Source organism: Streptomyces sp. NPDC006487, assembly GCF_042870555.1.
Lineage (GTDB): Bacteria > Actinomycetota > Actinomycetes > Streptomycetales > Streptomycetaceae > Streptomyces.
Map to the genome: position 1 here is coordinate 89871 of NZ_JBIAHN010000012.1, position 24572 is coordinate 114442.

A 24572-nucleotide genomic window follows, 5' to 3' on the forward strand; every position below is an offset into this window, starting at 1 on the left:
TGGACAGCGAATAGACCGCTCCCGGTCAGGAGCGGGGGTCGGCGTCCTCGGCGGAGCGGGCGTCGAAGATCCGCATGGCCTCCGCCGTGACGGGGCCGGGGGCGGAGCCCAGCTCGCGCCCGTCGATCCGTACGACGGCCTGGACGTCGCGCAGGGATGAGGTCAGGAAGACCTCCTCGGCCTGTTCCAGCGCTTCGAAGGGCAGGTCCGTCTCCTTGGCCCCGCACCATTCGGCGACGAGGGCCCGGGTGATGCCCGCGAGGCAGCCGGAGGTCACGGGCGGGGTGTGCAGCTGCCCGTCGAGGACGACGAACACATTGGAGCCGGTGCCCTCGCAGAGCCGCCCGACGGTGTTGGCGAAGAGGGCCTCGGAGGCGCCCTCCCGGTGCGCGGCGGCGAGCGCGACCACGTTCTCGGCGTACGAGGTGGTCTTCAGGCCCACCACGGCGGAGCGCTCGTTGCGCACCCAGGGCACGGTGACCACGGCAGTGGTGTCGGGGCGGCGGGTGGCCCCCGCGAGGGCGACGATCAGCGTCGGTCCGGCCTCGCCCCGGTCGGAGCCGAGCGGCGAGACGCCCCCGGTGTAGGTGACGCGCAGCCGGCCGAGGGGCAGCGGGTTGGCCGCCAGTACGGCGGCGCACGCGCGGCGCACCTCGTCCAGGTCGGGGTCCGGCAGGCCGAGGCCGCGGGCCGAGCGGGTCAGCCGCTCGAGGTGCCGGGTGAGCGCGAAGGTGGTCCCGCCCTCCGCCTTGAGCGTCTCGAAGACCCCGTCGCCGACGGTGAGGCCGTGGTCGAACACGGACACCTTCGCTTCGTCGGCGTCCCTCAGTGCTCCGTCGAGCCAGATCCTCACCGTACGGTCCTCCCGCTTTCGTCCGTCTCTGCATCGATCGCGCCGATCTCGCCGATCGCGCCGATCGCCCCGCCCGCGCCGGTCGCGGGCGCTTCGATCGCTCCCGACGCTACCCGCAGCAGCCGGGCGGCCTTCAGTTCGGTCTCCGCCCACTCGCGGTCGGGGTCGGATCCCCAGGTGATCCCGGCGCCGGTTCCGAAGAGCAGCCGGGGGCCGCCGGGGGCCGTGCGGTCGATCCAGAAGGTCCGGATGCCGACGGCGAGCTCGGCGGTACCCCGGTCCGCGTCGACCCAGCCGATGCCCCCGCAGTAGGGGCCGCGCGGGGCGGTCTCCAGGGCCTCGATGATCCGCAGGGCCGAGGATTTGGGGGCTCCGGTGACGGAGCCGGGCGGGAAGGTGGCGGCGAGCAGCTCGGGCCAGCCCGCGCCGTCGGCGAGTTCCCCGGCGACGGTGGAGACGAGGTGGACGAGGCCCGGGTGTTCTTCGAGCGCGCACAGTTCGGGGACGGTCACGGAACCGGTGGCGCAGACGCGGCCGAGGTCGTTGCGTACGAGGTCCACGATCATCACGTTCTCGGCGTGGTCCTTGGGCAGCAGATCGGCGGCGGTGCGGCCGGTGCCCTTGATCGGGCCGGACTCGACGCGGCGGCCGCTGCGGCGCAGGTAGAGCTCGGGGGACGCGGTGGCGATCTCGACGCCGCGCGCCGGCAGCCGAATCGTTCCTGCATACGGGGCCGGGTTGCCGCGCGCGAGCAGCGCCGTGAGGGCGTCGACATCGGCACCCGCCGGATCGGGAAGGGGCGCGGACATCACGCGGCAGAGGTTGGCCTGGTAGACCTCGCCCGCCTCGATGTGCTCGCGGATGCGGCGGACGCCCGCGGTGTACGCCGCCCGGTCGAGGGAGGAGGTCCACTCGTCCGCGTCGGGGCCGCGCCAGGCCCCGGGGACGGGGGCCGGCACCGGGTCGGGGCGTATGTCCCCGAAGCGCGCGCAGACGAGACGGCCTTCGAAATCGGCCGTCACCGCCCAGAAGCCGGTGGAGTCCAGGGCGGCGGGATCACTGGTGACATCTCGGAGATCGGTCGCGAGAAGGCCGCCGAAGCGGGCGAGAGGAGGCAGGTCGTGCACGGCTGCGAGTCTATGACCGGTGACGCCCGGGCGCCGGTGAGGCGTCCGCCGGGTGACCGGCGGTGATCGGGCGGCAGCACGCTGCGGAAACGCGTTTTTGAGCTGGCCCGGGAATCCGCTAGAGTTCAACACGTCGCCAGGGAGCGAAGGGGCAAAACCCCGGAGCGAACAAGGTGACCTGCGGACGTAGCTCAGTTGGTAGAGCACCACCTTGCCAAGGTGGATGTCGCGAGTTCGAGTCTCGTCGTCCGCTCTAAGGTGGGGGATCATCTTTCCCGAGGACCCCCTGCTTGCTCCATGGTGGAGTGGCCGAGAGGCGAGGCAACGGCCTGCAAAGCCGTCTACACGGGTTCAAATCCCGTCTCCACCTCCAAGGACGATTAGCTCAGCGGGAGAGCGCTTCCCTGACACGGAAGAGGTCACTGGTTCAATCCCAGTATCGTCCACTGGTCCGCAAGGATCCCCGCGCGATTAGCTCAGCGGGAGAGCGCTTCCCTGACACGGAAGAGGTCACTGGTTCAATCCCAGTATCGCGCACGCAGTACGCTTCACACCTACCACCTGCGGTGTTCGCACCGTGAACGTGGTCCCGCGCGATTAGCTCAGCGGGAGAGCGCTTCCCTGACACGGAAGAGGTCACTGGTTCAATCCCAGTATCGCGCACCGGTAGTCGACAAGCCCCGGCCGTTTCCACGGCCGGGGCTTTCGCGTGTTGCGCCGTATCGTGCGCGTGCGTCCTGCCTGGGGGCTCCGGGCCCCGGGCGGGAGGGTGGGTGCCGGTCGGTTCCGGTCCCCCACCCCACCCCCTCCGGCTCAGGAGGAGAAGAGCATCCGGCCGAAGCCGCCCTTGCGGTGGCCGTGACCGTGGCCGTAGCCGCCGTGCTGCGGGGCTCCCCACGCGGGCGCGGGCGCGGCGTGCGGCTGCGGGTACGCGGAAGGGGCCGGCGGGGCGGCCGGGGGCGGGACCTGGCCGTACTGGGAGGTGTACTGGGACTCCAGACGGGTCAGCGCCTCGAGCTCGCCGTAGTCGAGGAAGATGCCGCGGCAACCGCTGCACTGCTCTATCTGGACACCGTTGCGGTTGTAGGTGTGCATCATCGCGTGACACTTCGGACACTGCATGACCGGATCAACTCCTCGCCGTTCGCGTCGACACCGGATGCGTACCCGGTGGCGTGAGGCTCACCCTACGACGGAGCCTTCGGCTCCAAGTCGGGCGGGAGGGAGGCAATTCGGGCACAGGCCTCCACCATCAGCCGCTCCATGTCGTCGAGTCGGCGTCGCTCGCGGGCGGCCTTGGCGAGGGCCAGCGCGGCCGTCTGCACGGTGAGCGCACGGGCGGCGAGATCCAGTTCCGGCCAGGGATCACTGCCGGGCGCACCGGCCGCGGGACCGCCGGCGCCGCGGTAGGCGTCGAGGAAGCGCAGCCAGGTCTCCGTGTCCAGCAGTCCGGCGGCGTACCAGGCGGCGGGCCGGGCGAGGTCCCAGGCGGGCGTGCCGAGTCCCAGGTCGTCCACGTCGATCAGCAGCCAGCCCCCGGCCGGGCTCCGGACCAGCTGCCCGAGGTGCAGGTCACCGTGGCAGAGCGCCCCGCCCGACGGCGCCGGACCCTCCCCCCGGGCCCACCCGGGGAGCGTGGCCGCGGCGACCCGGACGAGACCCGCCATCCGCGCGGCGTCGGCGTCCACGTCCCCGGCCGGGCACCCCGGGATCCTGACCCCGGCCTGCCGGCCCCCGGGCCCCGCGCCGGCCGGCGGAGCAGGATCCACCGGGTCGCCCTGCCCGGCGGACGCACCTACGCGGGTGCGGGCACGGAGCGGGTGCGCCGCGTCGAGGCGGTGGAGGGCGCGGGCGAGCTTCGCCGGGCCGCGCATCGGGGGGACCGGGTACGGAAGGTGGTGGAGCGGGGTCCGGTGGAGGGCCGCCAAAAGCTCGGCGGCCGGCTCCCAGGGGGCTTCCTCGGGGCGGTCCGGAGCGACCGGAGCACCGTAGGGCCACAGGGAGACGGGCCGGGACCCGACCAGGCCGAGCCCGGTGTGCAGCGGGGGCAGCAGCACTCCGGCCAGCGCGGGGTCCCCGGCCATGCGGATGCGCACCGCCAGGGCGTCGGGATCGCTGTCGCCCGCGTGCGCCTTGGCCACGACGTCCCCGCAACGGACCACGGTGCCGTCGTCGCGGTCCGCGAGGAGTACGTACTCCGCCGCGCCCGCGTACGCGGCGAGCGCGGCCGCGCTCACTCGCTCCAGCCGAACCACGCCTCGGCTCTCCCCGTGCCCCGCACCCCGGGCGGGTGCTCCTCGGGACGAGAGTACGCAGCACGGGGCCGGGCGGCAGTGGCGGTACCGCCGGACGGATACCGCCGTACGGAGTCCGGCGCAGCGGTCCCGGGCCCGGGTGGCGCGCCGGCGCCGAAGGGCGCTGGGGGGCGCTCGGGGGCGGATCACGAAGGCGCGCGGAGCGGAGCGCGTCAGAAGGGTGTGCGCGGGCATGAGAAAGGGTGCTGCGCGTCCGGCTCCCCAGCCGTACGCGCAGCACCCTTCACCTGCCGTCCGTCGACCGCTCCCCCGTCCCCACGGGGTTCGGCCGGTGACAGTCCCGGCCCAGGCCGCTCTCCTGGGCCCGGGGCGCCGCTCAGCGCCCCAGCATCACGCTTACGGACGACGCCTGCGCCGCCACCTGGTCGAAGCCTCCGAAGAGGAAGAGCAGGAGGGCGGCCAGGGGGAGCACCATGGCCGCGGCCACCAGTGGGTGGCGACGACCGGACTCATGGCTGTTGAACGCGAATGCCTTGCGTCCCTGCCGTGCGATGTCCGCCATGGTCCTCTCCCTGTCGTTTGGCAGCGGCGGGCTTGTGACCTCGGGGGACGAGTGCTCTCCGCCCGCCGCTTGTCTTCAACACTAGGTGCGGGAAAGGCTCCTGGCCTCATGCCTTCGTACCCATTGCCTGGCCTCCAGGAGGATGACGAGTCCACCCCGCGCGTACTCCCCTGGGTGGAGACCGGTCCCGCGCTCTGAGGGTCATCCCGGAGGGGATCACCGGAGCGTAGTGACTTCGCTCACTTCCGTCACTCACCGCACACGTTCGGCCGCCGACCAGGCACTCCCAAGATCAACCGCATGGGACCGGCCGCCCCTGCGGCCGCCACTCCCCCTCCGCCCCGCCCCGGACCCCAATTCCCTTGCCTCCGGCCCGGCTTGACCGAACCACCCCGGTCCGTACATGCGTCCTACCGGTGGTCCGGTGATTCCCCAAGTGGACTGCCCCGTACTGACAATCGAATCCTCCGGCGAGGGCGCGGCCTCTGAGCGCGCATGCCGGATGGTCCGTAAGCTGTGCCACGTCAACAGGACGACCGGTCAGCGGGGTGGACATGGCGATGATGCGGCTCCGGCGCGAGGACCCGCGTGTCGTCGGCTCGTTCAGGCTGCACCGGCGCCTCGGCGCCGGCGGCATGGGCGTCGTCTATCTGGGCTCCGACCGGCGCGGACAGCGCGTCGCGCTCAAGGTGATCCGGCCGGACCTCGCCGAGGACCAGGAGTTCCGCTCGCGCTTCGCCCGAGAGGTCTCCGCCGCCCGGCGGATCCGCGGCGGATGCACCGCGCGGCTGGTGGCCGCGGACCTGGAGGCGGAGCGCCCCTGGTTCGCCACGCAGTACGTGCCCGGCCCCTCCCTGCACGACAAGGTGGCCGAGGAAGGCCCCCTGACGGCCGCGGCCATCGCCGCCGTCGGCGCCGCGCTCTCCGAGGGCCTGGTCGCCGTGCACGAGGCCGGGGTGGTCCACCGCGACCTCAAGCCCTCGAACATCCTGCTGTCGCCCAAGGGCCCCCGCATCATCGACTTCGGCATCGCCTGGGCCACCGGCGCCAGCACCCTCACCCACGTGGGAACGGCCGTCGGCTCCCCCGGCTTCCTGGCTCCCGAGCAGGTCCGCGGAGCCGCCGTCACGCCCGCCACCGACGTCTTCTCCCTCGGCGCCACCCTCGCCTACGCGGCCACCGCCGACTCGCCCTTCGGGCACGGCAGTTCCGAGGTCATGCTCTACCGCGTGGTGCACGAGGAGCCCCACCTCCAGGGCGTTCCGGACGCGCTCGCCCCCCTCGTACGGGCCTGCCTGGCGAAGGATCCCGACGAGCGGCCGACCACCCTCCAGCTGTCGATGCGGCTCAAGGAGATCGCGGCCCGCGAGGCGCACGGGATGGGCGAGAGCCGTCCGCCGGCGCAGCGGGCGCGGACCGAACGGCCGACGGGGCGCCTGCCCGAGGGCTACGTCGAGGACAGCGAGGGGTACGCCGAGCAGCCCACGGAGCGCCGTGGCGCCGGCACCCCCGTGCCGGGACGCGCGGGTGCGGGAACCGGAGCCGGTCAGGCGAGGACGCCGGCCAAGGGTCAGGGACCGCGCGGCGGGCCCGACTCGCGGCCCTCCTCGTCCCGGAGCACCGGCTCGCGGGGCACCGGCTCCACCGCCGGGCGTACGGGCGGCCGCCCTGCTCCCCGTACGACGGGCACGGGGCGGCGGCCGTCCCGGCCGGACCCCAGGCTGATGCGCCAGCGCCTGATCGTCTTCGTCGTGGTGACGTTGCTCGTGGCGCTGGGCATCGCGCTGGCCCAGAAGCTCTAGCCAGGAGGATCCGGGGCCCGCTGCGGGCCCCACCGCGGGTCTACGGGCGGCCGCTGGCCACCGCGTAGAAGGCGACGGCCGCGGCCGCGCCCACGTTCAGCGAGTCCACCCCGTGCGCCATCGGGATCCGTACCCACTCGTCGGCCGCGACCAGTGCCTGCGTCGACAGCCCGTCCCCCTCGGCGCCCAGCATCAGCGCCACCCGCTCCAGGTCCTGGGGAGCCGCCTCGTCGATCGGCGATGCCTTCTGGTGCGGGGTGAGGGCGAGCAGCTTGAAGCCCGCCTCGCGCACCGAGTCCAGGCCCTTGGGCCAGGCCTCGAGCCGGGCGTACGGGACGGAGAACACCGCGCCCATGGAGACCTTGACGGAGCGCCGGTACAGCGGGTCCGCGCAGTCGGGCGAGAGCAGTACCGCGTCCATGCCGAGGGCGGCCGCGCTGCGGAAGATGGCGCCGATGTTGGTGTGGTCGTTCACCGCTTCCATGATGACCACGCGCCGGGTGGTGGCGAGCAGTTCCTCGGCCGTGGGCAGCGGCTTGCGCTGCATGGAGGCGAGGGCGCCGCGGTGCACGTGGTAGCCGGTGACGCGCTCGGCGAGCTCCGGGCTGACGGCGTAGACCGGGGCCGGGAGCTCGTCGATGACGTCGCGCATGACGTCGACCCACTTCGCGGAGAGCAGCATCGAGCGCATCTCGTACCCGGCGTCCTTGGCGCGTCTGATCACCTTCTCGCCCTCGGCGATGAAGAGACCTTCCGCGGGCTCGCGCCTGCGCCGGAGTTCGACGTCGGTCAGGCCCGTGTAATCGCGCAGGCGCGGGTCGTCGGGGTCCTCGACGGTGATGAGATCAGCCACAGGGTGATACTGCCTTGTCCTGGGTGCGGTGCCAACGGCTCTGCGGGGTTGCGCGAACGCGGGGTGTCACTCGGCGGCGGGCCGGTGGACCTTCACCACGTCGCCGATCACGATGACGGCGGGGGGCCTGACCTCCTGCGCCTTGACGGTCTCCCCGACCGTGGCCAGGGTGGCGTCCACGCGGCGCTGGGAGGCGGTGGTGCCCTCCTGGATGACGGCGACGGCGGTGTCGGCGGGGCGGCCGTGGCGCACGAGCGCCTCGGCGATCAGGCCGATCTTGTCGACGCCCATGAGGATGACCAGGGTGCCGGTGAGCTTGGCAAGGGAGGCCCAGTCCACCAGGGAGCGCGGGTCGTCGGGGCCGACGTGGCCGCTGACCACGGTGAACTCGTGGGCCACGCCCCGGTGGGTGACCGGGATGCCGGCCGCGCCGGGCACGGAGATCGAGCTGGAGATGCCGGGCACGACCGTGCAGGGGATGCCTGCCTCCGCGAGGGCCTGGAGCTCCTCCATGCCGCGGCCGAAGACGTACGGGTCCCCGCCCTTGAGCCGGACCACGGCCTTGCCCGCCCTGGCGTGCGCGATGAGGGCGTCGTTGATGGCTTCCTGAGCCATGAAACGGCCGTACGGGATCTTCGCGGCGTCGATGACCTCGACGTGCGGCGGGAGCTCGTCGAGGAGGTCGCGGGGGCCCAGCCGGTCGGCGATGACCACATCGGCCTCGGCGAGCAGGCGGCGGCCGCGGACCGTGATCAGGTCCGGGTCGCCGGGGCCTCCGCCGACCAGGGAAACACCGGGGGTGTGCGGGCGGGCGGCGGTCAGGGAGCCGTCCCTCAGTCCCTCGACGACCGCGTCGCGGACGGCGGCGGAGCGGCGGGGGTCGTTGCCGCTCAGTACGGCGACCGTGACGCCCTCCACCCGGCCGGTGGCCGGGGTCCAGGCGCTCGCGGCCTCGGCGTCGTCGGCGCGGACGCACCAGACCCGCTCGCGCTCGGCTTCGGCGGAGGCGGTGTCGTTCGCGGCCCGGTCCCGGGTGGCGACCAGGGCGTACCAGGATCCGGCCAGGTCGCCGTCCTCGTAGCGGCGACGCTCCCAGCGGATCTCGCCGGTCTCCGCCATGGCGTCCACGGAGGGGGTGGCGGAGGGCGAGATCAGGACGATGTCGGCGCCGGCCGCGATGAGCGCGGGCAGTCGGCGCTGGGCGACCTGGCCACCGCCGATCACGACGACGCGGCGGCCCGTGAGGCGGAGTCCGACGGGGTAGGCGGGGTGTGCCGGGTGTCCCATGGCGGTTGCGGCTCCTGATGCGGCGGTGACGGCGGGCCGCTGCGTCGCTGGAGCGGCTGATCGGGCGGTGACGTGCGGTGGCCCGTCCGGGGTCCACGATACGACCCACCTGCGCGGCGGTCGCCCCGGGGGCCGCTCCCCTGGCCCTGCGGAGCCCCGGCTCCGCCCCAGGCCACGGGGCTCTCGCCCGGGGTGGCTGCGAGTCTGCGGCTCCGGGGCGGTGGGCCCTGCGGGGCTTTCCCCACCCCGCCCCTTCCCGAAACCGGGGCTCCGCCCCGCTCCTCAAACGCCGGAGGGGCTGAACATCGCCCGGAGGGACTTGATGAGGGGACGGGGACGGGGTGGGGTGTCGTCCGGGACGTAAAACGTGATTTGTTGGCGCGAAAGAAGGCCATCCGGGACACAGCGCGCACAGGGCGCCATAAATCATGAGTCCCGGACGACACCCCACCCCGTCCCCGGCACCGGCCCCCGGGCTACTTCTCCGTGACCCCGGCCGAGTCGAAGGTCGCCACCTCGTGCATCGCCCGCGCAGCACTCTGTACCAGCGGCAGCGCCAGCAGCGCCCCCGTGCCCTCGCCGAGGCGGAGGTCCAGGTCGACCAGCGGGCGCAGGCCGAGCTTGTTCAGGGCGGCCACGTGGCCCGGCTCCGCGCTGCGGTGTCCGGCGATGCACGCCGACAGCGACTCCGGCGCGATGGCCCGGGCCACCAGGGCGGCCGCGCCGGCGCTGACGCCGTCGAGGATCACCGGGGTGCGCAGGGAGGCTCCGCCGAGGAGGAGGCCCACGATCGCCGCGTGCTCCAGGCCGCCGATGGCGGCCAGGACGCCGATCGGGTCCGCCGGGTCCGGCTGGTGGAGCTCCAGCGCGCGCCGCACGACCTCGACCTTGCGGGCGTGCGTCTCGTCGTTGATGCCCGTGCCCCGGCCCGTGACCTCGCCCGGGTCCACCCCGGTGAAGACCGAGATCAGCGCCGCCGACACCGTGGTGTTGGCGATGCCCATCTCTCCCGTGAGGAGAGCCTTGTTCCCCGCCGCGACCAGGTCGCGGGCCGTCTCGATGCCCACCTCGATGGCTGCGACGGCCTCTTCGCGGGTCATCGCGGGCCCGACCGAGAGGTCGGCCGTCCCCGGGCGGACCTTGCGCGGCAGCAGCCCCGGCGTGGCCGGGAGGTCACCGGCGACGCCCACGTCGATCACGCAGACCTCGGCGCCCACCTGGTTGGCGAACGCGTTGCACACCGCGCCGCCGCCGAGGAAGTTGGCCACCATCTGCAGGGTGACCTCCTGGGGCCACGGGGTGACCCCCTGGGCGTGCACGCCGTGGTCGCCCGCGAAGATCGCCACCGCGGCGGGCTCCGGGATCGGCGGCGGGCAGACCCGCGAGAGGCCGGACAGCTGGGCGGAGATGATCTCGAGCATGCCCAGGGCCCCGGCGGGCTTGGTCATGCGCTTCTGCCGCTCCCACGCCTCGCCGAGCGCCTTCGCGTCGAGCGGGCGGATGCTGGCGACGGTCTCGGAGAGCAGGTCGTGCGGCTCCTCGCCGGGCAGCGCGCGGCGCCCGTACGTCTCCTCGTGCACGACCCAGGCGAGGGGCCGCCGCTGCGACCAGCCGGCCTGTGCGAGCTCGGGCTCGTCGGGGAATTCGTCCACGTACCCGATGCACAGGTAGGCGACGACCTCCAGGTGCTCCGGCAGGCCGAGCTCGCGGACCATCTCGCGCTCGTCGAAGAAGCTGACCCAGCCGACGCCGAGGCCTTCGGCGCGCGCGGCGAGCCAGAGGTTCTCCACCGCGAGGGCGGAGGAGTACGGAGCCATCTGCGGCTGGGTGTGCCGGCCCAGGGTGTGGCGGCCGCCGCGGGTGGGGTCGGCGGTGACCACGATGTTCACCGGGGTGTCGAGGATGGCCTCGATCTTGATTTCCTTGAACTGCTTGGCGCGGCCCTTGGGCAGCGACTTCGCGTAGGCCTCGCGCTGGCGCTCGGCGAGCTCGTGCATCGTCCGGCGGGTCTCGGCGGACTTGATGACGACGAAGTCCCACGGCTGGGAGTGGCCGACGCTGGGCGCGGTGTGGGCCGCCTCCAGGACGCGCAGCAGCACCTCGTGCGGGATGGGGTCGCGGCGGAAGCCCTTGCGGATGTCACGGCGCTCGCGCATGACGCGCAGGACGGCCTCGCGCTCGGCGTCGGCGTATCCGGGGGCCGCCTCGGTGACCGGGGCCTCGGGCTCGGCTTCCGGCTCGGGCTGCGGCTCGGTTCCGTCCTCGGGGGCCGGTCCGGACTCCAGCGGTGCCTCGTCCTGCGCGACGGCGACGGCGACCGGCTCGGGCTCGGGGAGCACGACCGCGGCGGGCTCGGGCAGGGGCTCCGGCTCCTCGGCCTGAACCACCGTTTCCGCGGGCTGCGGCTCAGGCTCCACGACCGGTGCGGCCGCGGCCTCAGCCTCGGGCTCGGCGACGGCGACCTCCTCGGCCGGGGCCCCGACCTCGGCCCCGGCCTCGGCCCCGGCCTGGGGCACCGCGACGGGCTCGGGTGCCGGCGCGGCGGCGGCCTCGGGCTCCGCGAAGACGACGGGCTCGGCGAGGGGCTCGGCGACGGGCTCCGGCGCCTGCTCCGCGAGGACGGGCTCGGCCACGGCGACCGGCAGCGGCCCGGGCTCCGCCACCGGTACGGACTCCGGCTCGGGCACGAGGGCCGCCTCGGGCTGGGCGAAGGCGGCGGGGGCCGCGACGGGGACCGCGACCGGCTCGGCCGAAGGCTCCGCGACGGGCTCGGCGACGGCCTCCACGACGGGCTGCGCCGGGGCTTGCGGAGCCGGCTCCGCGGTCCACGGCGTCCCGGCCTGGACCGGGATCTCGACCGGCTGCTGCGCCGGGCCCGGCACGTGCTCGGCCTCGGCCTGCGTGAAGTCCAGGTACTCGGGCCCGGTGGTCGGCGGGCCGGACTGCCGCACCGGGACGGGCGTGGCCGGGGTGCTCGGATCCGGCGACACGGGCTCGGGGAGGGAGGGCACGGAGGCGACCGGTACGGGAACGGGCGCGGCCGGCGTCAGCGGAGTCTGGGCCGGGGCCTGCACGGGGGCGGTGGCCGGCGCGGCGGCCGGGCCGCGGTCCGCGAGGGACCGTACGACTCCGCCGGTGGCCTCGGGGACGGGCGGGCCCATGTGCAGCGGCCGCCGCACCGGGGCCGGCGCGACGGGGGCCACCGGGGACTGGGGCTGGGACATGGTCTGCGGGGCCATGAGGCCGCCGAGGTCCAGGGCGCCGGAATCCCGGCCGCCGGCCTCGTGCACACCGGCGCCGTAAGAGACGTCGGCGAAGGAGGCGTCGGCGAAGGAAGGCTGCTCGGCGAACGCCTGCGCCTGCGCCTGCATCTGCGCCTGTGCCTCGAACGGCTGTCCCTCGAAGGGCTGCTGCGGGTACCCGGCGGGCTCGTAGCCGAGCGGCGCCCCGGTGACCGGGAGCTGGGGCGGGTGCGGCTGCTGGTACTCGGGGGCCCCGCCGAAATCGGCGTACGGGGCGTCCGTGTACGCGGAGGGCTCGGGGAAGTCGGAGAAGGCGGGCACCGGCGGGACGACCTGGGGGTCGCTCCAAGCGCCCTGGCTGCTCGGCATCAGCAGCAGTTCCTCGTCCTCCGGCTCGGCCGGGTTGTCCACGAGGTCCTGGAAGGCGTAGCTCCCGGTCGCCGGGGAAGACATGGGAACCGGGGCGGGGACGCCCTGCTGATCCACCATGCCCGTGCTGTCCGGGAGACCCTCGCCCGGAACCTGGCCGGTGTCAGTCATGCGTACCCCTCGCCCATCGGTGTTGCCTCTTCGACTGCCCGGTCGCCCACGAGGCCTCACGTACGGCCGCACGACAACCAGTAAGTATTGTCCTGCCCGTTCGTCACCGTGTCGGCCATAACCGCCACGGTCCTCTGTGGACTGCGCCACGTCGCGCGTCCAGCCGGAGCCGCGTGCCCGAATCGTCCGGGCGGTGCGACGATCGGCCAGCCTACCCCGGCCTTGCGGCTAGGGACGGTCCGGGCGGTTAACGGGGCGTTCGGCGGCCAGCAGGAACACCACGGAGCGCTGTTGTTCGGTCCAGGTACGGGTGTCCAGGGCGACGGACTGGAGCAGCGCGCACTCGACGGCGTACCCGCCCTCGGTCAGCACCCGGCCGATGGCCTCCGCCTCGTCGCGCGTGGCGGCGTGGCTGACGATCCGTTCGGGGCGCCGGTCGGCGACGGCGGCGACGACCGCGGCCCCGCCGCCGCCGACGCGGACGACGTCGGGTTCGGGCAGGGTCTCCAGGACGTGCGGGGCGCGGCCGTTGACGACTTGGAGCTGCACACCCCGGGCGCGGGCGGCGGCGGTTGTGCGTTCGCAAGCGTGTCGGTCGGCGTCGACGGCGATGACGGCGGCGCCGAGGGCGGCGGCGTCCACGGCGAGTGCTCCGGAGCCGGAGCCGATGTCCCAGACGAGGTCTCCGGTGCGCGGGCCGAGCCGGGCGAGCTGGGCCGCGCGCAGCTGCGTGGCCTCCCCTTCTCCCACGTCGATCTGCGGGCGGGCCCAGCCGCGTCCGGCGGCCGGTGCCGCGCTCCGGCCGAGCAGCCAGGCCGGTTCGGCGGCGGCCGCGGCGGGTCCCGTACCGCCGATGACGATGACCACGTTGGGGTCGCGCCAGCTGTGGTCGGCGGCCTTGTCGGAGGTGAGGACGGTGACTTGTTCCTTGTCGGTGCCGAGTTCCTCGCAGATGACGAAGGTCCGGTGGACGCCTTCGAGCAGCAGGGCGAGTTCGGCGGGGCCGGCGCCGGGCGAGGTGATGACGGCGACCTTGGAGTGGGCGCGGCAGACGTTGACGGCCCGGCGCAGGGTGCGGCTGTGGGCGACGACGACCTGGGCGTCGTCCCAAGGCATCCCGGCGCGGGCGAAGGCGGCCGCGACGGCGGAGACGGCCGGTACGACCTCCACCTCCAGGCCGTGTTCCGGGGCGCGCAGGGCCCGTACGACGCCGAAGAAGCCGGGGTCGCCGTCGGCGAGGACGACGGCGGTGCCGCGGTGTCCGGCGATCCGGGTGGCCGCGAGGGACAGGCTGCCCAGGCGCACGCGTTCGGCGGTGGGCGGGACTTCGGGGAGTGCGAGGTGGTGGGCGGCGCCGGCCACCAGGGTGGCGGCGGAGAGCGCGGACCGGGCTGCCGCGGTCAGGGGGGAGCCGTCCCAGCCGATCACCGTGACCCGGTCGGCCATCGTCGTCAGTCTCCTGATGTGGGAGGGGGCCCTTCCCGGCGGGGCCGGGGCAGGGCGAAGCTTCGTCGAGGGGCGGGCTTCGTGAGACTACCCGGTCATCCGGTCAGTTCCGGTCCGAGAAGACGGCGTAGCCGTGCGCGTCGTTCGCGCGGGCGGTGGGGATCCGGTAGCCGTCGGGGGCGTCGCCGCGGGGGTCCGCGTAACTGACGGAGTAGCCGTCGGAGTATCCGTCCCCATAGCCGTCGGAGTGGTCGGAGTATCCGTCTTCGTCCTCGTCCAGGTCCTCGGGGACCAGGCCCCAGACGATGAGGTCGCTGCGGGTGTCGGCCCAGGAGCCGTCGGGGTTCTGGGTGCGCACTATGCACGCGTTGCGCAGGACGCCTTCACTGATGCAACCGGTCTTCTGGGCCACCTGCTGGGAGGCGGTGTTGTCGGCGGCGGTGCGCAGTTCGAGGCGTTCGAAGCCCTGGTCGGTGAAGAGCCAGCGGGCGACGGCGAGGACGGACTCGCTGGCGTAGCCCTCGCCCCGGGCCCAGGGGGCGGTGACGTAGCCGACCTCGGTGGCCCGGGTCCGCCAGTCGGTGTCCTGCAGGTGGACGATGCCGACCAGCCGCTGGGTGAGGAACTCGGTGACGGCGAAGACGATGCCGCGGCCCTCGGTGCGCTCCGTGTGGGCGGTCCGCGTGGCCCAGGTGACGGCGTCGGCGTAGGTGTAGGGGTGCGGCACGGAGGTCCAGGCGGTGACGTGTTCGTCGTTCATCATCTCGGCGAGCGCGGTGACGTCTTCTTCCTCGAAGGGGCGCAGCACCAGCCGGTCCGTGCTGATGGTGACGTCCGGGAAGGTGGTAGTCATGCGCAGCTCCAAGCCTGAGACCGTGGTGCGACCGTGGTGCGAGGCGACCGTGGCGCGGGACGGCATACACGGGGCATGCGGTCCGCGGCCGCGGGTCTTAGGCCACAGCATGCAGCATCGGCCTGGTGATGTGCAGGGCCGGGCTGCCCGGAAGCGGGCAGCGGCCGGCCCCGTACACCGGTGGGGCGTACGGGGCCGGGCGGGCCGGCCGGATCGGGCCGGCCCGGTGCCACCGGCCGGATCTAGGCGGCCGGCTTGCCGAAGGCCGGGATGACCGAGCCCTGGTACTTGTCCTCGATGAACTTCTTGACCTCGTCGGTGTTCAGGAGCTTGGCGAGCTTCTGGATCCGCGGGTCGTCCTGGTTGCCGTTCTTGACCGCCAGGATGTTGGCGTACGGGTTGCCCTCGGCCTTCTCCAGGACGAGCGCGTCCTTGGCCGGGACGAGCTTGGCCTCGATGGCGTAGTTGCCGTTGATGACGGCGGCGTCCACGTCGCTCAGGGCGCGCGGGACCGTGGCGGCCTCCAGCTCCTTGAACTCGAGGCCCTTCTTGTCGGTGATGTCGGACAGCTTGGCGGCGGTGCCGACACCCTCCTTGAGGGTGATGAGGTTGTTCGCGGCGAGCAGCTGGAGCGCGCGGCCCTCGTTGGTGGGGTCGTTGGGGACGGCGATGGTCTGGCCGGCCTTGATGTCCGTGAGGGCCTTGGCCTTCTTGGAGTACAGCCCCAGGGGCTCCAGGTGCACGTTCACGACGGGCACGATGTCGGTGCCGTTCTTCTTGTTGAAGTCGTCGAGGTACGGCTTGTGCTGGAAGAAGTTGGCGTCGACCTGGCCCTGCTGGGTGGCGGTGTTCGGCAGGACGTAGTCCGTGAACTCCTTGACCTCCAGCTTGAGGCCTTCCTTGGCCGCCAGCTTGTCCTTCACGAAGTTCAGGATGTCTGCGTGCGGGGACGGGGACGCCGCGACGACCAGGGGCTTGCTCTCATCGGTCTTGCCGCCGTCGGCCTTGGTGGAGGACGGGTCCGAGGAGCTGCCGCAGGCGGTGAGGCCGAGGGCGAGCGCCGAGACGGTAGCGGCCAGGGCGGTGAGCTTGATGTTCTTGCGCACGAAGAGTGCCTTTCTTGCGTCTTGCTGTATGGATGACGGCCCAAGCACGACAAGTGCGGGCTTTCTGGGGAAAAGTTGACAAAGGGGCGGGCTCGGGCCCGGATCAGGCTGTCCGACCGCGCCGCGCGAGGAGGCGTACCACGCCGTCGCCGATGAGCTGGATCACCGTGACGAGCACGATCAGCACCACGACGGTGGCGATCATGAAGCCGGTCTCGAAGCGCTGGAAGCCGTACGTGATGGCCTTGGAGCCGAGGCCTTCGCCGCCGACGGCGCCGGCCATGGCCGAGTAGCCGATCAGGGTGATCACGGTGGTGGTGACGGCCGCGATCAGCGAGGGGAGCGCCTGCGGGAGGAGCACCTTGCCGACCAGGGTCGGGATGCCGCCGCCCATGGACTCGACGGCTTCGATCAGACCGTGGTCCACCTCGCGGACGGCGGTCTCGACGAGCCGGGCGAAGAAGGGGATGGCTCCGATGGCGAGTGGGACGATCATGGCGGTGGGGCCGATGAAGGTGCCGACGATCGCCGTGGTGACCGGGATCAGGAAGATCAGCAGGATGATGAACGGCAGCGAGCGGCCCATGTTCACGATCACGCCGAGAACCTTGTTGACCGCGCGGTTCTGGAGCAGGCCGCCCTTGTCCGTGAGGACGAGCAGGATGCCGATGGGCAGTCCGCCCAGGATGGTCACCAGGGCGGACCACAACACCATGTAGAGGGTGTCGAAGGTGCCCTGCGTGAGCAGCGGCTGCATTTCGGACCAGGTCACTTCGCACCGTCCTTGACCAGCTCGGCCAGTTCGCCGTCGACGTCCGTCTCCGCCTCTACGACATCCACCTGCAGACCCTGCTCGCGCAGGAAGCCGACGGGTACGACGTTGTCCTCGTAGCGGCCGGGCAGCTCGATGCGCATGCGGCCGATCTGCCGGCCGGCGACGGTGTCCATCGCGGCGCCGAGGATCGATATGTCGATGTTGTAGGTGCGGGCCAGCTGGGAGATGACCGGCTGGGTGGCCGTCTCGCCGTGGAAGGTGACGTCGATGACCGTGTGCTCCGCGGTGGTCGCGGACCCGGTCAGCGGGAACAGTTCGTGGGCGAGCTCGGAGCCGGGGGTGGCCAGCAGCTCGGTGACCTTGCCCGCCTCGACGATCCGGCCCTGCCGCATGAGGGCGGCCGAGTCGCAGACGGACTTGACCACGTCCATCTCGTGCGTGATGAGCAGGACGGTCAGGCCCAGCTGCCGGTTGAGGTCGCGCAGCAGCTGGAGGATCTGGCGGGTGGTCTCGGGGTCCAGGGCGCTGGTGGCCTCGTCGGAGAGCAGCACCTTGGGGTCTCCGGCCAGGGCGCGGGCGATGCCGACGCGCTGCTTCTGGCCGCCGGAGAGCTGACCGGGGTAGGACTTGGCCTTGTCGGCGAGGCCGACGAGGTCGAGCAGTTCGGCGGCCTTGCGGGAGCGCTCGCGGCCGGAGATCCCGAGGATCTCCAGGGGCAGTTCGATGTTGCCCTGCACGGTGCGCGAGGACAGCAGGTTGAAGTGCTGGAAGACCATGCCGATGCGGCTGCGGGCCTCGCGGAGCTCCTTGCCCGCGCGGCGGCCCCGGCCGGCGAGGGCGGTGAGGTCAACCCCGTCGACGGACACCGTGCCGGCGGTGGGGCGCTCCAGCAGGTTCACGCAGCGGATCAGGGAGGACTTCCCGGCGCCGCTCTGGCCGATGACTCCGTAGACCTCGCCCTGGCGGACGTGCAGGTCGACGCCGTCCAGGGCGGTGACCTCGCGGCCACGGGATGGGTAGACCTTCGTGAGGCCCGATGTGGTGATCACAGGATTTCCGTCGCTGTCGAGTGCGCGGCGCAGCGGGGTGCCGGGCACGGGGCAAACATCTGGGACGCGATACGGGTCGAACCATCGGAAATCGACGGCTTCGGCGCATGCGCGGGGCAGGAGCGGTCCGGGTTCACACGGGGGTGCCGGGAGCAGCTCGGCCGGTCTCGCTTCGGGGCGTGAGACCTGGGGCAGGGGCCCTCAGAAGGCGCGCATTCGACACATACAACGAGCACCGGGCGTCATCGTCGCCTCGGTCGCAAGGGTGCGGCTGCTCGTCGTGGTCATGCGCCCAGTAAACCAGACGTTCCCCGTCACCGATCAAAGCCGTCCGAATAGCGGACGGATTTCGGCCATATACCGGACAACACCGGTCAGGGTCGATCGTCCGTCTCGATCGTCACGCCATCGGCTCCGACCAGCACGGACACGGCCGAGAGGTCCCGTACGACCACGTCCGCGTCGAGTTCGGCGGCGGGGTGCGTTGTGGTCAAGGCCACGGTGGTCATGCCGGCGGCGCGGCCCGCGGCCAGGCCGGCGGGGGCGTCCTCGAAGACCGCGCAGCGGGCCGGGTCCACGCCGAGCCGGGCGGCCGCCAGCAGGAAGGGCTCCGGGTCGGGCTTGCCACGGGTGATGTCGTCGGCGGCCACCATCGCCGGACCCCCCTCCTCCCCGGCGGCGATGCCGACCTCCCGGAGCCGCGCCTCGGCCAGCCGGCGGGTCGCGGAGGTGACCACGGCCCAGCGGCCGGCGGGAAGGGCGCAGAGCAGCTCCTTGGTACCGGGGAGCAGGACCACTCCGCCCGCCACGTCCTCGGTCTCCAGCACCTCGATCCGGGCGAGCGCACCGGCCCGTACGTCCTCGGGCAGGAGGTCGGCGATGATCTCCGCGGCCGGGCGGCCGTGGAGTTCCACGGCCGCGAACGCCTCTTCGGTGATCCCGTACTCCCGGGCCCAGCGGGTCCAGCAGCGGTGCACCGATTCCATCGAGGAGACGAGCGTGCCGTCGTTGTCGAACAGCAGCGCGTCGAATTGCGGGCCGAGCTTCCCGTGCAGCAGCTTCATGCCTTCCAGGAAAGCCCCGCGGCAGGGGTGAGCGCATCGGGTCTTTCGGCCCGTAATACCCTCGCTGCATGCTCGACGCCCTGACGGTCGCCATCGGCGTGGCCGCACTCGCTCTCGCCGCCTGGTGCGGTTTCGCCGCCTGGCGGGACCAGCCGACCAAGGACTGGCACTTCATCGGCATGGCCGTGGTGACCGTACTGGTCCTGGCCCAGCTGGTGATCGGCCTGGTCCAGCTCGCCCGCGGCGAGAAGCCCGGCCAGGGCACGGTGCTCTTCCTCGCCTACCTGGTGGGAGCCTTCGCGACCATCCCGGCCGCGGGGCTGCTCTCGCTGAGCGAGCGGACCAAATGGGGTTCGGTGACGGTGGCCGCGGGAGCGGTCGTCCTCGCCGTGCTCGAAGTACGGCTCTACGACATCTGGGGAAACACCGGTGCCTGATACCGACACGGAAGCCACGGCAGGCGCCACCCCGGCGGGCGGGCGCAAGCGCCTGGTCACCGGGCCGGGGGTGCTTTTGGTCTGGTTCTACGGAGTGATCACCGTCGGCGCGGTCTCGCGCTCGATCTACCAGATCTCCACCGAGTTCGACCGGGCGCCGCTCGCGTACTCGCTGTCGGCCGTGGCCGCGCTGGTATACGCCTTCATCACGTACTCGCTGGTGCGCGGCGGGGAGACGGCCCGCAAGGCGGCGCGGATCTGCTGCGCCGCCGAGCTGGCCGGCGTGCTCGTCGTGGGCACCTGGACCCTGGCGCGGCCCGAGGCCTTCCCCGACGCGACCGTGTGGTCGGACTTCGGGATGGGCTACCTGTTCATCCCGGTGATCCTGCCGATCACCGGGATGCTCTGGCTCCGCGCGAAGCGCTAGGTGTCAGCCGTCAGCCGTCAGGCCCCGGGCGTCGGCCGTCAGGCGCTGACCGCGAAGTCGGTGGCCTCCTTGGCCTCCTTCTCCAGGATCACCAGGCGGACGCCGTCGGACGCGGTGCGTCCGCCGACCTGGGTGTAGCCGGCCTTGCGGTAGAGCCGCAGGTTCGACTCGCTCTTGTGGCCGGTGTGCAGCCGGAAGCGGGTGGTCGCGTCGTCTCCGGACAGGGCCGCCTCGACCGCGCTCAGCAGCCGGGCGCCGAGGCCGTGGCCCTGGAGCCGGGGGTGCACGCAGAGCTTGGCGATCTTGCCGGTGCCCTCCTCGTCGACGGTGCCGCGCACGGCTCCGACGATCTCCTCGCCGAGCCGGGCCACCAGGACGGTGTCCGAGGCCAGTTCGGCCTTGAGGGAGTCCAGGGACTGGGTGAGCGGCTGGATGCGGTAGTTGCCGTACAGCTCGGCCTCGCTCTGGAACGCCAGATACTGCAGCTTGATGATCTGCTCGGCATCCTCGGCGTCTGCCGCCGAAATCGTCACGCTCATGCCCATGTGCGCATGCCTCCCGCTCACCTGGTGGCCTGTTGGTCTACCGCTCCATTCCCCGCAGGGCGGGAGCCGCAACCTCTACGGCCAGCATTCTGCGCAGACATCCCAGGCAACGGGAACGGACGGGCCCCAAACTTCCTTGTGAGATACCCAACTCTCCTGCGATTTCACGGTAAGTGAGGTCCCTGGGCGAAAGAAGTGCCCTCATGAGCTCCGGACACCTTCCGGGCAATCGGGCGACCGCCGATCGGAGGGCCCGGTTCTCCTCGCCGTGCAGCAGGGCGTCTTCCGGTTCTGCGCCCGCACTGGTACGGGCCCCCGCGCCGGAGCCGCCGTCCGCCGAGTGCTGGCGGTGGCCGTACGGGACTTCGTGCCGGGCCCGGCGCCGCGCCCGGCGGGCCTCCCCGCGCACCGCCCGGCGCAGCCAGTCGGCTGGTTCGGCGGGGATGCGGCGGTGCTCCAGCAGCCTGACCCAGACGGCTTGTTCCAGGTCGGCGGCGTCCACCCCGGTGCCCGCGGTCTCGGCGGCCGCTTCGGCCGCGAGCAGCGGGCGGAGCGTTTCGAACAGGTCGGGGAGATCAGCCTTCAGCAGGTCCATGCCGGGCGTGACGCGAAGGCCGTGCCGGGCGGTTTCCCCGCCGGGCACGGCCCACTCGTACGAGAAGCTCCGGTCAGGCGTTGACGCCGCGGCCCGGGCGGAAGGCCTCCGCCGCGAGCAGTCCGGTGTCGGGATGGTCGGTGAAGATGCCGTCGATGCCCTGTTCGAAGTAGGTCTTGAAGGCGCCGAAGGCGTCCCCGTAGGCCGTCGGGTCGGTGCCCTTGCGGTAGTCGGCCGGCAGGAAGTTGTTCTCGTTCCGCGCGGTGTAGGGGTGCAGGATCAGCCCCTGCGCGTGGGCGTCCGCGACCAGGGTGGTCGGGGCGCCGAGCTTGCCGGCGGCGTCGCGCGGCAGGATCAGGTCCATGGTCGGTCCGATGCCCTGGGCGAAGCCGGCGATCCACCGCAGCCCGTCGGGCCTGACCAGATCGGCGACCGTCCGGGGATCCTTGGCCAGCTCGAAGTCCCACGGGCGGGTGCCCGCCGCCGAGAGGAGCACCACGCGCGGGCTGGAGACCAGCCGGGAGAGCCGCTGGATGCTGGAGGGTTCGAAGGACTGCAGGAAGAGCGGGGCACCCCGGCCGTCGCGCCCGTAGCGGCGCAGCAGCCTGGCGAGGGGCTCCTCCAGGCCGAGGCCCAGGCCTCGGAAGTAGCTGGGGTGCTTGGTCTCCACGTGCAGCCACACGCGCTTCCCGCGACGCCGGCCCTCGCGGTCGGCCCAGCGGAGCACCTCTTCGAAGGTGGGGACGTCCCAGCGGCCGTCGTAGAGCGTGTTGCGCTGCCTGAGGGCGGGGATGCGTTCCTTCGCGCGCAGGGTCTTCAGCTCGGCGAGGGTGAAGTCCTCGGTGAACCAGCCCGTGACGGCGACCCCGTCGATCGTCTTGGTCGTCTTGCGGGAGGCGAACCCGGGGTGGTCGGCGACGTCCGTCGTGCCGCCGATCTCGTTCTCGTGGCGGCACACCAGGTGGCCGTCCTTGGTGGGCACGAGGTCCTGTTCGACGACGTCGGCGCCGAGGTCGAGCGCGAGCTGGTAGGACCCCAGCGTGTGCTCGGGCCGGTAGCCGCTGGCACCGCGGTGCCCGATGACCGTCGGCACCGGCAGGTCCCGGTAGCCGCCGCCCCGGCCGCCTTCCGCGCCTCCCCCGCGGCCGCCCTCCGCGGCCGCGGCCGGACCGCCGCCCGCCACGAGTCCGCCGAAGGCTCCGCCCGCCGCGACGACGGCCGCGCCCAGTACCGTGCGCCGCGCTGCCCCACCCTGTGTCATCAGTGCCACTCCCCATCGGACAAGGGGCGGGCGTCCCGGGATCTCCGGGGCCTACGGCCCGAATCCGCGTGCCGATGGTAGGCAACCGAGGGTGGCGGGCGGGGGTGCGCGGGCGGAACACGGCGGAAACGTGCGTCAACACTGCGTATCCACCTCGTGAACCCGATGTGCGATCAGACCGGACCCGCGAGTATCGTCCTCACCTGCACTACCGCCGCGTGGTGGGTGCGAGAACCCTAGCTTTTCGATGCCGGAGGGCCCACGTTGTTCCGTACGCGCCTGATCAAAGCCACTGTCGGACCCGTCATGCGCCTGATGTTCCGCACCCGCGTCGAGGGCATCGAGAACATTCCGGGCACCGGGCCGGTGATCCTGGCGGGCAACCACCTCACCTTCATCGACTCGATGATCCTGCCGCTGGTGTGCGACCGCACGGTCCACTTCATCGGCAAGGACGAGTACGTGACCGGCAAGGGCCTCAAGGGCCGGGCCATGGCCTGGTTCTTCACCGGCGCCGGCATGATCCCCGTGGACCGCGACGGGGCCAACGGCGGAGTCGCCGCCCTGATGACCGGCCGGCGGATCCTCGAAGAGGGCAAGATCTTCGGCATCTACCCCGAGGGCACCCGCTCCCCCGACGGCCGCCTCTACCGGGGCCGCACGGGCATCGCCCGTCTGACCCTGATGACCGGCGCTCCCGTCGTCCCCTTCGCGATGATCGGCACCGACAAGCTCCAGCCCGGCGGCGCCGGCATGCCGCGCCCGGGCCGGGTCACCGTCCGGTTCGGCGAGCCGATGGAGTTCTCCCGGTACGAGGGCATGGACCGCGACCGCTACGTGCTGCGCGCCGTCACCGACTCGGTGATGGCCGAGGTCATGCGGCTCTCCGGGCAGGAGTACGTGGACATGTACGCGACCAAGGCCAAGGCGGCCTGACGGCCGGGCTACTGCCGTTGCAGTGACCGGCTGACGCCCGCCGCGGTCGTCGTGGCGAGGACCCAGCCGGTCACGATCAGCAGGTACGACAGCCACTGGTACCAGCCGTCCGGCGCGAAGGGCGCTTCCTGCCCGAAGCCGATGATCGGCAGCATCAGGTCGATCGTGTAGAAGACCGGGTTGAAGTCCGGCGCCTCCCCCTGTTTCAGCTCCCGGGGCGGATGGAGCCCGTACGCGACGGTCCCCGTGATCAGCAGCGCCAGCAGCCAGCCCGCGGCGCGCAGGGGCCGGAACCCGTAGCCCACGGTGGCGTCCTGGAGCAGCCCCCAGAACCTGGCGACCCGGGGCAGGGTGCGGCGGTGCCGGCGCAGTTTGGCGAGCAGGACGGTCCGCGCCGCGGCCTCGTCGCCAGCCGTGCGGTAGGCCGTGGCGAGCTGTTCGTAGGCGTGCGGGAGGTAGCCCGACTCCTCGCGCTCCAGGACGGGCAGTCTCTGCTCGGCGGGAACGTGCGGGCTGAGGGCGCGGTAGGCGAGTCCCGCGATGCGGACCTGCTCCGGCCAGGTCTCGGGCGTGATGTGGAGCAGGTCGAACTGGGAGCGGCGCAGGTTCACGCCGCCCTGGATGGTCGGGCAGTTGCGCAGCCACACCTCGCCGGCGACACAGCTGGAGGCGCGCAGCGCGACCCCGCCGGGGTTGATGAGGCGGGCGTAGGCGAGGTTGAGCTGGCCCGGTATCCGGGAGCCGGTGAGGTTGACCCGGCCGCGGGCCTCCAGCCGCATGGCGCGCAGGTCGGTGCCGACGTTGAGGATCTCGGCGTGCAGGGCGGTCGCGCCGGGGGCGAGGAGCCGGGCATCGTCGAAGTTGATCTGGCCGCCGACGGTGGCGCCGTTGATGCGGGTCTGGCCGTGGACGGTGAGTTCCATGGCGATGACGTCGGTTCCGATGTCGGCGTGGTTGAACTGGAGCGCCGCCTCCTGGCCCTCCTCGGCCGGGCCCGCCGTGCCGATGACCGCCTTCCGGAGGAAGAGTCCGCCTGCTATCCGGGCGCCGGCGAGGCGTACCGGCCCGGTGATGCGGCAGCAGGACAGCTTGAGCGCGATGTCGACGCTGACGGTGGAGGCGGTCAGGCCGGGCAGGGCCGAGTCGCTCAGTGACACGATCCTCAACCGGGCCCCGTACAGGAGGGGTTTGCGCTCGAACCAGCAGGCCCGCAGCCGGATCGCGTGGTCGATGTCGGCGTACTTGAGGTTGAGCTTGCCGATGATCCGGGCACCCCGGACGTTCAGTCCGGGGACCTGCCCGTCGAGGGGGACCGCGCCGCGCAGCAGCAGGTGGGCGAGGACTTCGGCGCGCACGGTCCGGTCGGGTCCCCACGAGGCGCCGTCGGTGGCCTCCTCGGCCCGGTCCTCCCGGAAATCGACGCCGTCCCCGCGGGGGAAGGCGTCCCATACGCGGCGCTCCGCCGGGGTCAAGTCGGTGATCTCCATCGCCGGGATGGTGTCCCGCGGTTCCACGGACTGTCAACTCCGTGCGGGACGCCATCCCTTGACGAGGCGC

General features: G+C 72.6%; 22 protein-coding genes and 5 tRNA genes. 9 read left to right on the top strand and 18 right to left on the bottom strand.

Annotated features, from left to right (window positions below; genetic code table 11):
• Positions 1 to 25: 25 nt before the first annotated feature.
• Both ACFYM0_RS21945 and ACFYM0_RS21950 read right to left on the bottom strand, forming a co-directional pair.
• A complete protein-coding gene (locus ACFYM0_RS21945) occupies positions 26 to 853 on the bottom strand; it encodes an aminotransferase class IV (RefSeq protein ID WP_388503789.1) in 828 nt (275 codons plus the stop codon).
• On the bottom strand, positions 850 to 1980 hold the full coding sequence (locus ACFYM0_RS21950; protein ID WP_388503792.1) for a chorismate-binding protein: 1131 nt from the start codon (positions 1978 to 1980) through the stop codon (positions 850 to 852). Before ACFYM0_RS21950 ends, ACFYM0_RS21945 begins: the two co-directional genes overlap by 4 nt.
• Before the next feature lie 180 nt (positions 1981 to 2160).
• On the opposite strand from ACFYM0_RS21950, the gene ACFYM0_RS21955 reads away from it, so the two are divergent.
• The 5 genes from ACFYM0_RS21955 (at position 2161) to ACFYM0_RS21975 (ending at position 2643) form a co-directional block, all read left to right on the top strand.
• Positions 2161 to 2233: transfer RNA gene (locus ACFYM0_RS21955), tRNA-Gly, on the top strand.
• 46 nt (positions 2234 to 2279) lie between these two features.
• Positions 2280 to 2353, top strand: a tRNA-Cys gene (locus ACFYM0_RS21960).
• A gap of 1 nt (position 2354) precedes the next feature.
• Positions 2355 to 2426: transfer RNA gene (locus ACFYM0_RS21965), tRNA-Val, on the top strand.
• Positions 2427 to 2445: 19 nt separating this feature from the next.
• Positions 2446 to 2517: transfer RNA gene (locus ACFYM0_RS21970), tRNA-Val, on the top strand.
• 54 nt (positions 2518 to 2571) lie between these two features.
• A tRNA-Val gene (locus ACFYM0_RS21975) sits at positions 2572 to 2643 on the top strand.
• Positions 2644 to 2793: 150 nt separating this feature from the next.
• Here ACFYM0_RS21975 and ACFYM0_RS21980 read toward each other — a convergent pair.
• The 3 genes from ACFYM0_RS21980 to ACFYM0_RS21990 all read right to left on the bottom strand — a co-directional run bounded on the left by ACFYM0_RS21980 (position 2794) and on the right by ACFYM0_RS21990 (position 4797).
• Positions 2794 to 3102, bottom strand: a complete 309-nt coding sequence (locus ACFYM0_RS21980) for a zf-TFIIB domain-containing protein (RefSeq protein WP_388503794.1) — start codon at positions 3100 to 3102, stop codon at positions 2794 to 2796.
• Between the two features lie 65 nt (positions 3103 to 3167).
• On the bottom strand, positions 3168 to 4142 hold the full coding sequence (locus ACFYM0_RS21985) for a phosphotransferase family protein (protein WP_388504241.1): 975 nt from the start codon (positions 4140 to 4142) through the stop codon (positions 3168 to 3170).
• 469 nt (positions 4143 to 4611) lie between these two features.
• Complete coding sequence (locus ACFYM0_RS21990; protein WP_215034445.1) at positions 4612 to 4797, bottom strand: hypothetical protein; 186 nt, start codon at positions 4795 to 4797, stop codon at positions 4612 to 4614.
• Positions 4798 to 5351: 554 nt separating this feature from the next.
• On the opposite strand from ACFYM0_RS21990, the gene ACFYM0_RS21995 reads away from it, so the two are divergent.
• Positions 5352 to 6599 carry a serine/threonine-protein kinase gene (locus ACFYM0_RS21995; RefSeq protein WP_388503797.1) on the top strand — a complete coding sequence of 416 codons (1248 nt, stop codon included), beginning with the start codon at positions 5352 to 5354 and terminating at the stop codon, positions 6597 to 6599.
• 40 nt (positions 6600 to 6639) lie between these two features.
• On the opposite strand, the gene ACFYM0_RS22000 is transcribed toward ACFYM0_RS21995, so the two are convergent.
• From ACFYM0_RS22000 to ACFYM0_RS22040, 9 genes are all read right to left on the bottom strand, one after another.
• A complete protein-coding gene (locus ACFYM0_RS22000; RefSeq protein ID WP_327251832.1) occupies positions 6640 to 7452 on the bottom strand; it encodes an RNA methyltransferase in 813 nt (270 codons plus the stop codon).
• Positions 7453 to 7518: 66 nt separating this feature from the next.
• A complete protein-coding gene (cobA, locus tag ACFYM0_RS22005; RefSeq protein WP_388503801.1) occupies positions 7519 to 8739 on the bottom strand; it encodes a uroporphyrinogen-III C-methyltransferase in 1221 nt (406 codons plus the stop codon).
• A 476-nt stretch (positions 8740 to 9215) separates the two neighbouring features.
• Entirely contained in the window at positions 9216 to 12521 is a 3306-nt protein-coding gene (gene cobT, locus ACFYM0_RS22010; protein ID WP_388503802.1) for a nicotinate-nucleotide--dimethylbenzimidazole phosphoribosyltransferase, read from the bottom strand.
• A gap of 228 nt (positions 12522 to 12749) precedes the next feature.
• Positions 12750 to 13967 carry a precorrin-6y C5,15-methyltransferase (decarboxylating) subunit CbiE gene (gene cbiE, locus ACFYM0_RS22015; protein ID WP_388503805.1) on the bottom strand — a complete coding sequence of 406 codons (1218 nt, stop codon included), beginning with the start codon at positions 13965 to 13967 and terminating at the stop codon, positions 12750 to 12752.
• Between the two features lie 103 nt (positions 13968 to 14070).
• Positions 14071 to 14820 carry a GNAT family N-acetyltransferase gene (locus tag ACFYM0_RS22020; protein WP_388503807.1) on the bottom strand — a complete coding sequence of 250 codons (750 nt, stop codon included), beginning with the start codon at positions 14818 to 14820 and terminating at the stop codon, positions 14071 to 14073.
• Positions 14821 to 15062: 242 nt separating this feature from the next.
• Positions 15063 to 15926 (bottom strand): MetQ/NlpA family ABC transporter substrate-binding protein, encoded by an 864-nt coding sequence (locus ACFYM0_RS22025; RefSeq protein WP_388503810.1) that lies wholly within the window; start codon positions 15924 to 15926, stop codon positions 15063 to 15065.
• Between the two features lie 103 nt (positions 15927 to 16029).
• Positions 16030 to 16698, bottom strand: coding sequence for a methionine ABC transporter permease (locus ACFYM0_RS22030; RefSeq protein WP_327251838.1), 669 nt, complete (start codon positions 16696 to 16698; stop codon positions 16030 to 16032).
• Entirely contained in the window at positions 16695 to 17750 is a 1056-nt protein-coding gene (locus tag ACFYM0_RS22035; RefSeq protein ID WP_327257399.1) for an ATP-binding cassette domain-containing protein, read from the bottom strand. Before ACFYM0_RS22035 ends, ACFYM0_RS22030 begins: the two co-directional genes overlap by 4 nt.
• 374 nt (positions 17751 to 18124) lie before the next feature.
• Positions 18125 to 18814 (bottom strand): HAD-IA family hydrolase, encoded by a 690-nt coding sequence (locus ACFYM0_RS22040; RefSeq protein WP_388503812.1) that lies wholly within the window; start codon positions 18812 to 18814, stop codon positions 18125 to 18127.
• Positions 18815 to 18882: 68 nt separating this feature from the next.
• Here ACFYM0_RS22040 and ACFYM0_RS22045 point away from each other — a divergent pair, with 68 nt between their 5' ends.
• Positions 18883 to 19251, top strand: coding sequence for a hypothetical protein (locus ACFYM0_RS22045; RefSeq protein ID WP_327251839.1), 369 nt, complete (start codon positions 18883 to 18885; stop codon positions 19249 to 19251).
• Positions 19244 to 19678: a hypothetical protein gene (locus tag ACFYM0_RS22050; RefSeq protein WP_388503815.1), complete on the top strand. Its 435-nt coding sequence runs from the start codon at positions 19244 to 19246 to the stop codon at positions 19676 to 19678. The genes ACFYM0_RS22045 and ACFYM0_RS22050 overlap by 8 nt, the downstream gene beginning before the upstream one ends.
• Before the next feature lie 38 nt (positions 19679 to 19716).
• Here ACFYM0_RS22050 and ACFYM0_RS22055 read toward each other — a convergent pair whose 3' ends face one another.
• The 3 genes from ACFYM0_RS22055 to ACFYM0_RS22065 all read right to left on the bottom strand — a co-directional run bounded on the left by ACFYM0_RS22055 (position 19717) and on the right by ACFYM0_RS22065 (position 22079).
• Positions 19717 to 20223, bottom strand: a complete 507-nt coding sequence (locus ACFYM0_RS22055) for a GNAT family N-acetyltransferase (protein WP_327251841.1) — start codon at positions 20221 to 20223, stop codon at positions 19717 to 19719.
• 37 nt (positions 20224 to 20260) lie between these two features.
• Entirely contained in the window at positions 20261 to 20818 is a 558-nt protein-coding gene (locus ACFYM0_RS22060; RefSeq protein ID WP_388504244.1) for a sigma-70 family RNA polymerase sigma factor, read from the bottom strand.
• Positions 20819 to 20891: 73 nt separating this feature from the next.
• Entirely contained in the window at positions 20892 to 22079 is a 1188-nt protein-coding gene (locus ACFYM0_RS22065; RefSeq protein ID WP_388503818.1) for a glycerophosphodiester phosphodiesterase, read from the bottom strand.
• 315 nt (positions 22080 to 22394) lie between these two features.
• Between ACFYM0_RS22065 and ACFYM0_RS22070 the strand changes: the two genes are divergently transcribed.
• Positions 22395 to 23015, top strand: coding sequence for a lysophospholipid acyltransferase family protein (locus ACFYM0_RS22070; RefSeq protein ID WP_388503821.1), 621 nt, complete (start codon positions 22395 to 22397; stop codon positions 23013 to 23015).
• Between the two features lie 8 nt (positions 23016 to 23023).
• Here the strand turns inward: ACFYM0_RS22070 and ACFYM0_RS22075 are convergent, their stop codons facing one another.
• The gene (locus tag ACFYM0_RS22075; RefSeq protein ID WP_388503824.1) at positions 23024 to 24502 is read right to left on the bottom strand and encodes a membrane-associated oxidoreductase; all 1479 of its coding nucleotides are present in this window, start codon (positions 24500 to 24502) and stop codon (positions 23024 to 23026) included.
• Positions 24503 to 24572 lie beyond the last annotated feature (70 nt).

Coding starts and splice junctions, on each gene's coding strand:
- ACFYM0_RS21980 (WP_388503794.1), bottom strand. CDS start 3,102: ATGCAGTGTCCGAAGTGTCACGCGATGATGCACACCTACAACCGCAAC.
- ACFYM0_RS21990 (WP_215034445.1), bottom strand. CDS start 4,797: ATGGCGGACATCGCACGGCAGGGACGCAAGGCATTCGCGTTCAACAGC.
- ACFYM0_RS21995 (WP_388503797.1), top strand. CDS start 5,352: ATGGCGATGATGCGGCTCCGGCGCGAGGACCCGCGTGTCGTCGGCTCG.
- cobA (WP_388503801.1), bottom strand. CDS start 8,739: ATGGGACACCCGGCACACCCCGCCTACCCCGTCGGACTCCGCCTCACG.
- cobT (WP_388503802.1), bottom strand. CDS start 12,521: ATGACTGACACCGGCCAGGTTCCGGGCGAGGGTCTCCCGGACAGCACG.
- cbiE (WP_388503805.1), bottom strand. CDS start 13,967: ATGGCCGACCGGGTCACGGTGATCGGCTGGGACGGCTCCCCCCTGACC.
- ACFYM0_RS22020 (WP_388503807.1), bottom strand. CDS start 14,820: ATGACTACCACCTTCCCGGACGTCACCATCAGCACGGACCGGCTGGTG.
- ACFYM0_RS22040 (WP_388503812.1), bottom strand. CDS start 18,814: ATGAAGCTGCTGCACGGGAAGCTCGGCCCGCAATTCGACGCGCTGCTG.
- ACFYM0_RS22045 (WP_327251839.1), top strand. CDS start 18,883: ATGCTCGACGCCCTGACGGTCGCCATCGGCGTGGCCGCACTCGCTCTC.
- ACFYM0_RS22055 (WP_327251841.1), bottom strand. CDS start 20,223: ATGGGCATGAGCGTGACGATTTCGGCGGCAGACGCCGAGGATGCCGAG.
- ACFYM0_RS22060 (WP_388504244.1), bottom strand. CDS start 20,818: ATGGACCTGCTGAAGGCTGATCTCCCCGACCTGTTCGAAACGCTCCGC.
- ACFYM0_RS22065 (WP_388503818.1), bottom strand. CDS start 22,079: ATGACACAGGGTGGGGCAGCGCGGCGCACGGTACTGGGCGCGGCCGTC.
- ACFYM0_RS22070 (WP_388503821.1), top strand. CDS start 22,395: ATGTTCCGCACCCGCGTCGAGGGCATCGAGAACATTCCGGGCACCGGG.
- ACFYM0_RS22075 (WP_388503824.1), bottom strand. CDS start 24,502: ATGGAGATCACCGACTTGACCCCGGCGGAGCGCCGCGTATGGGACGCC.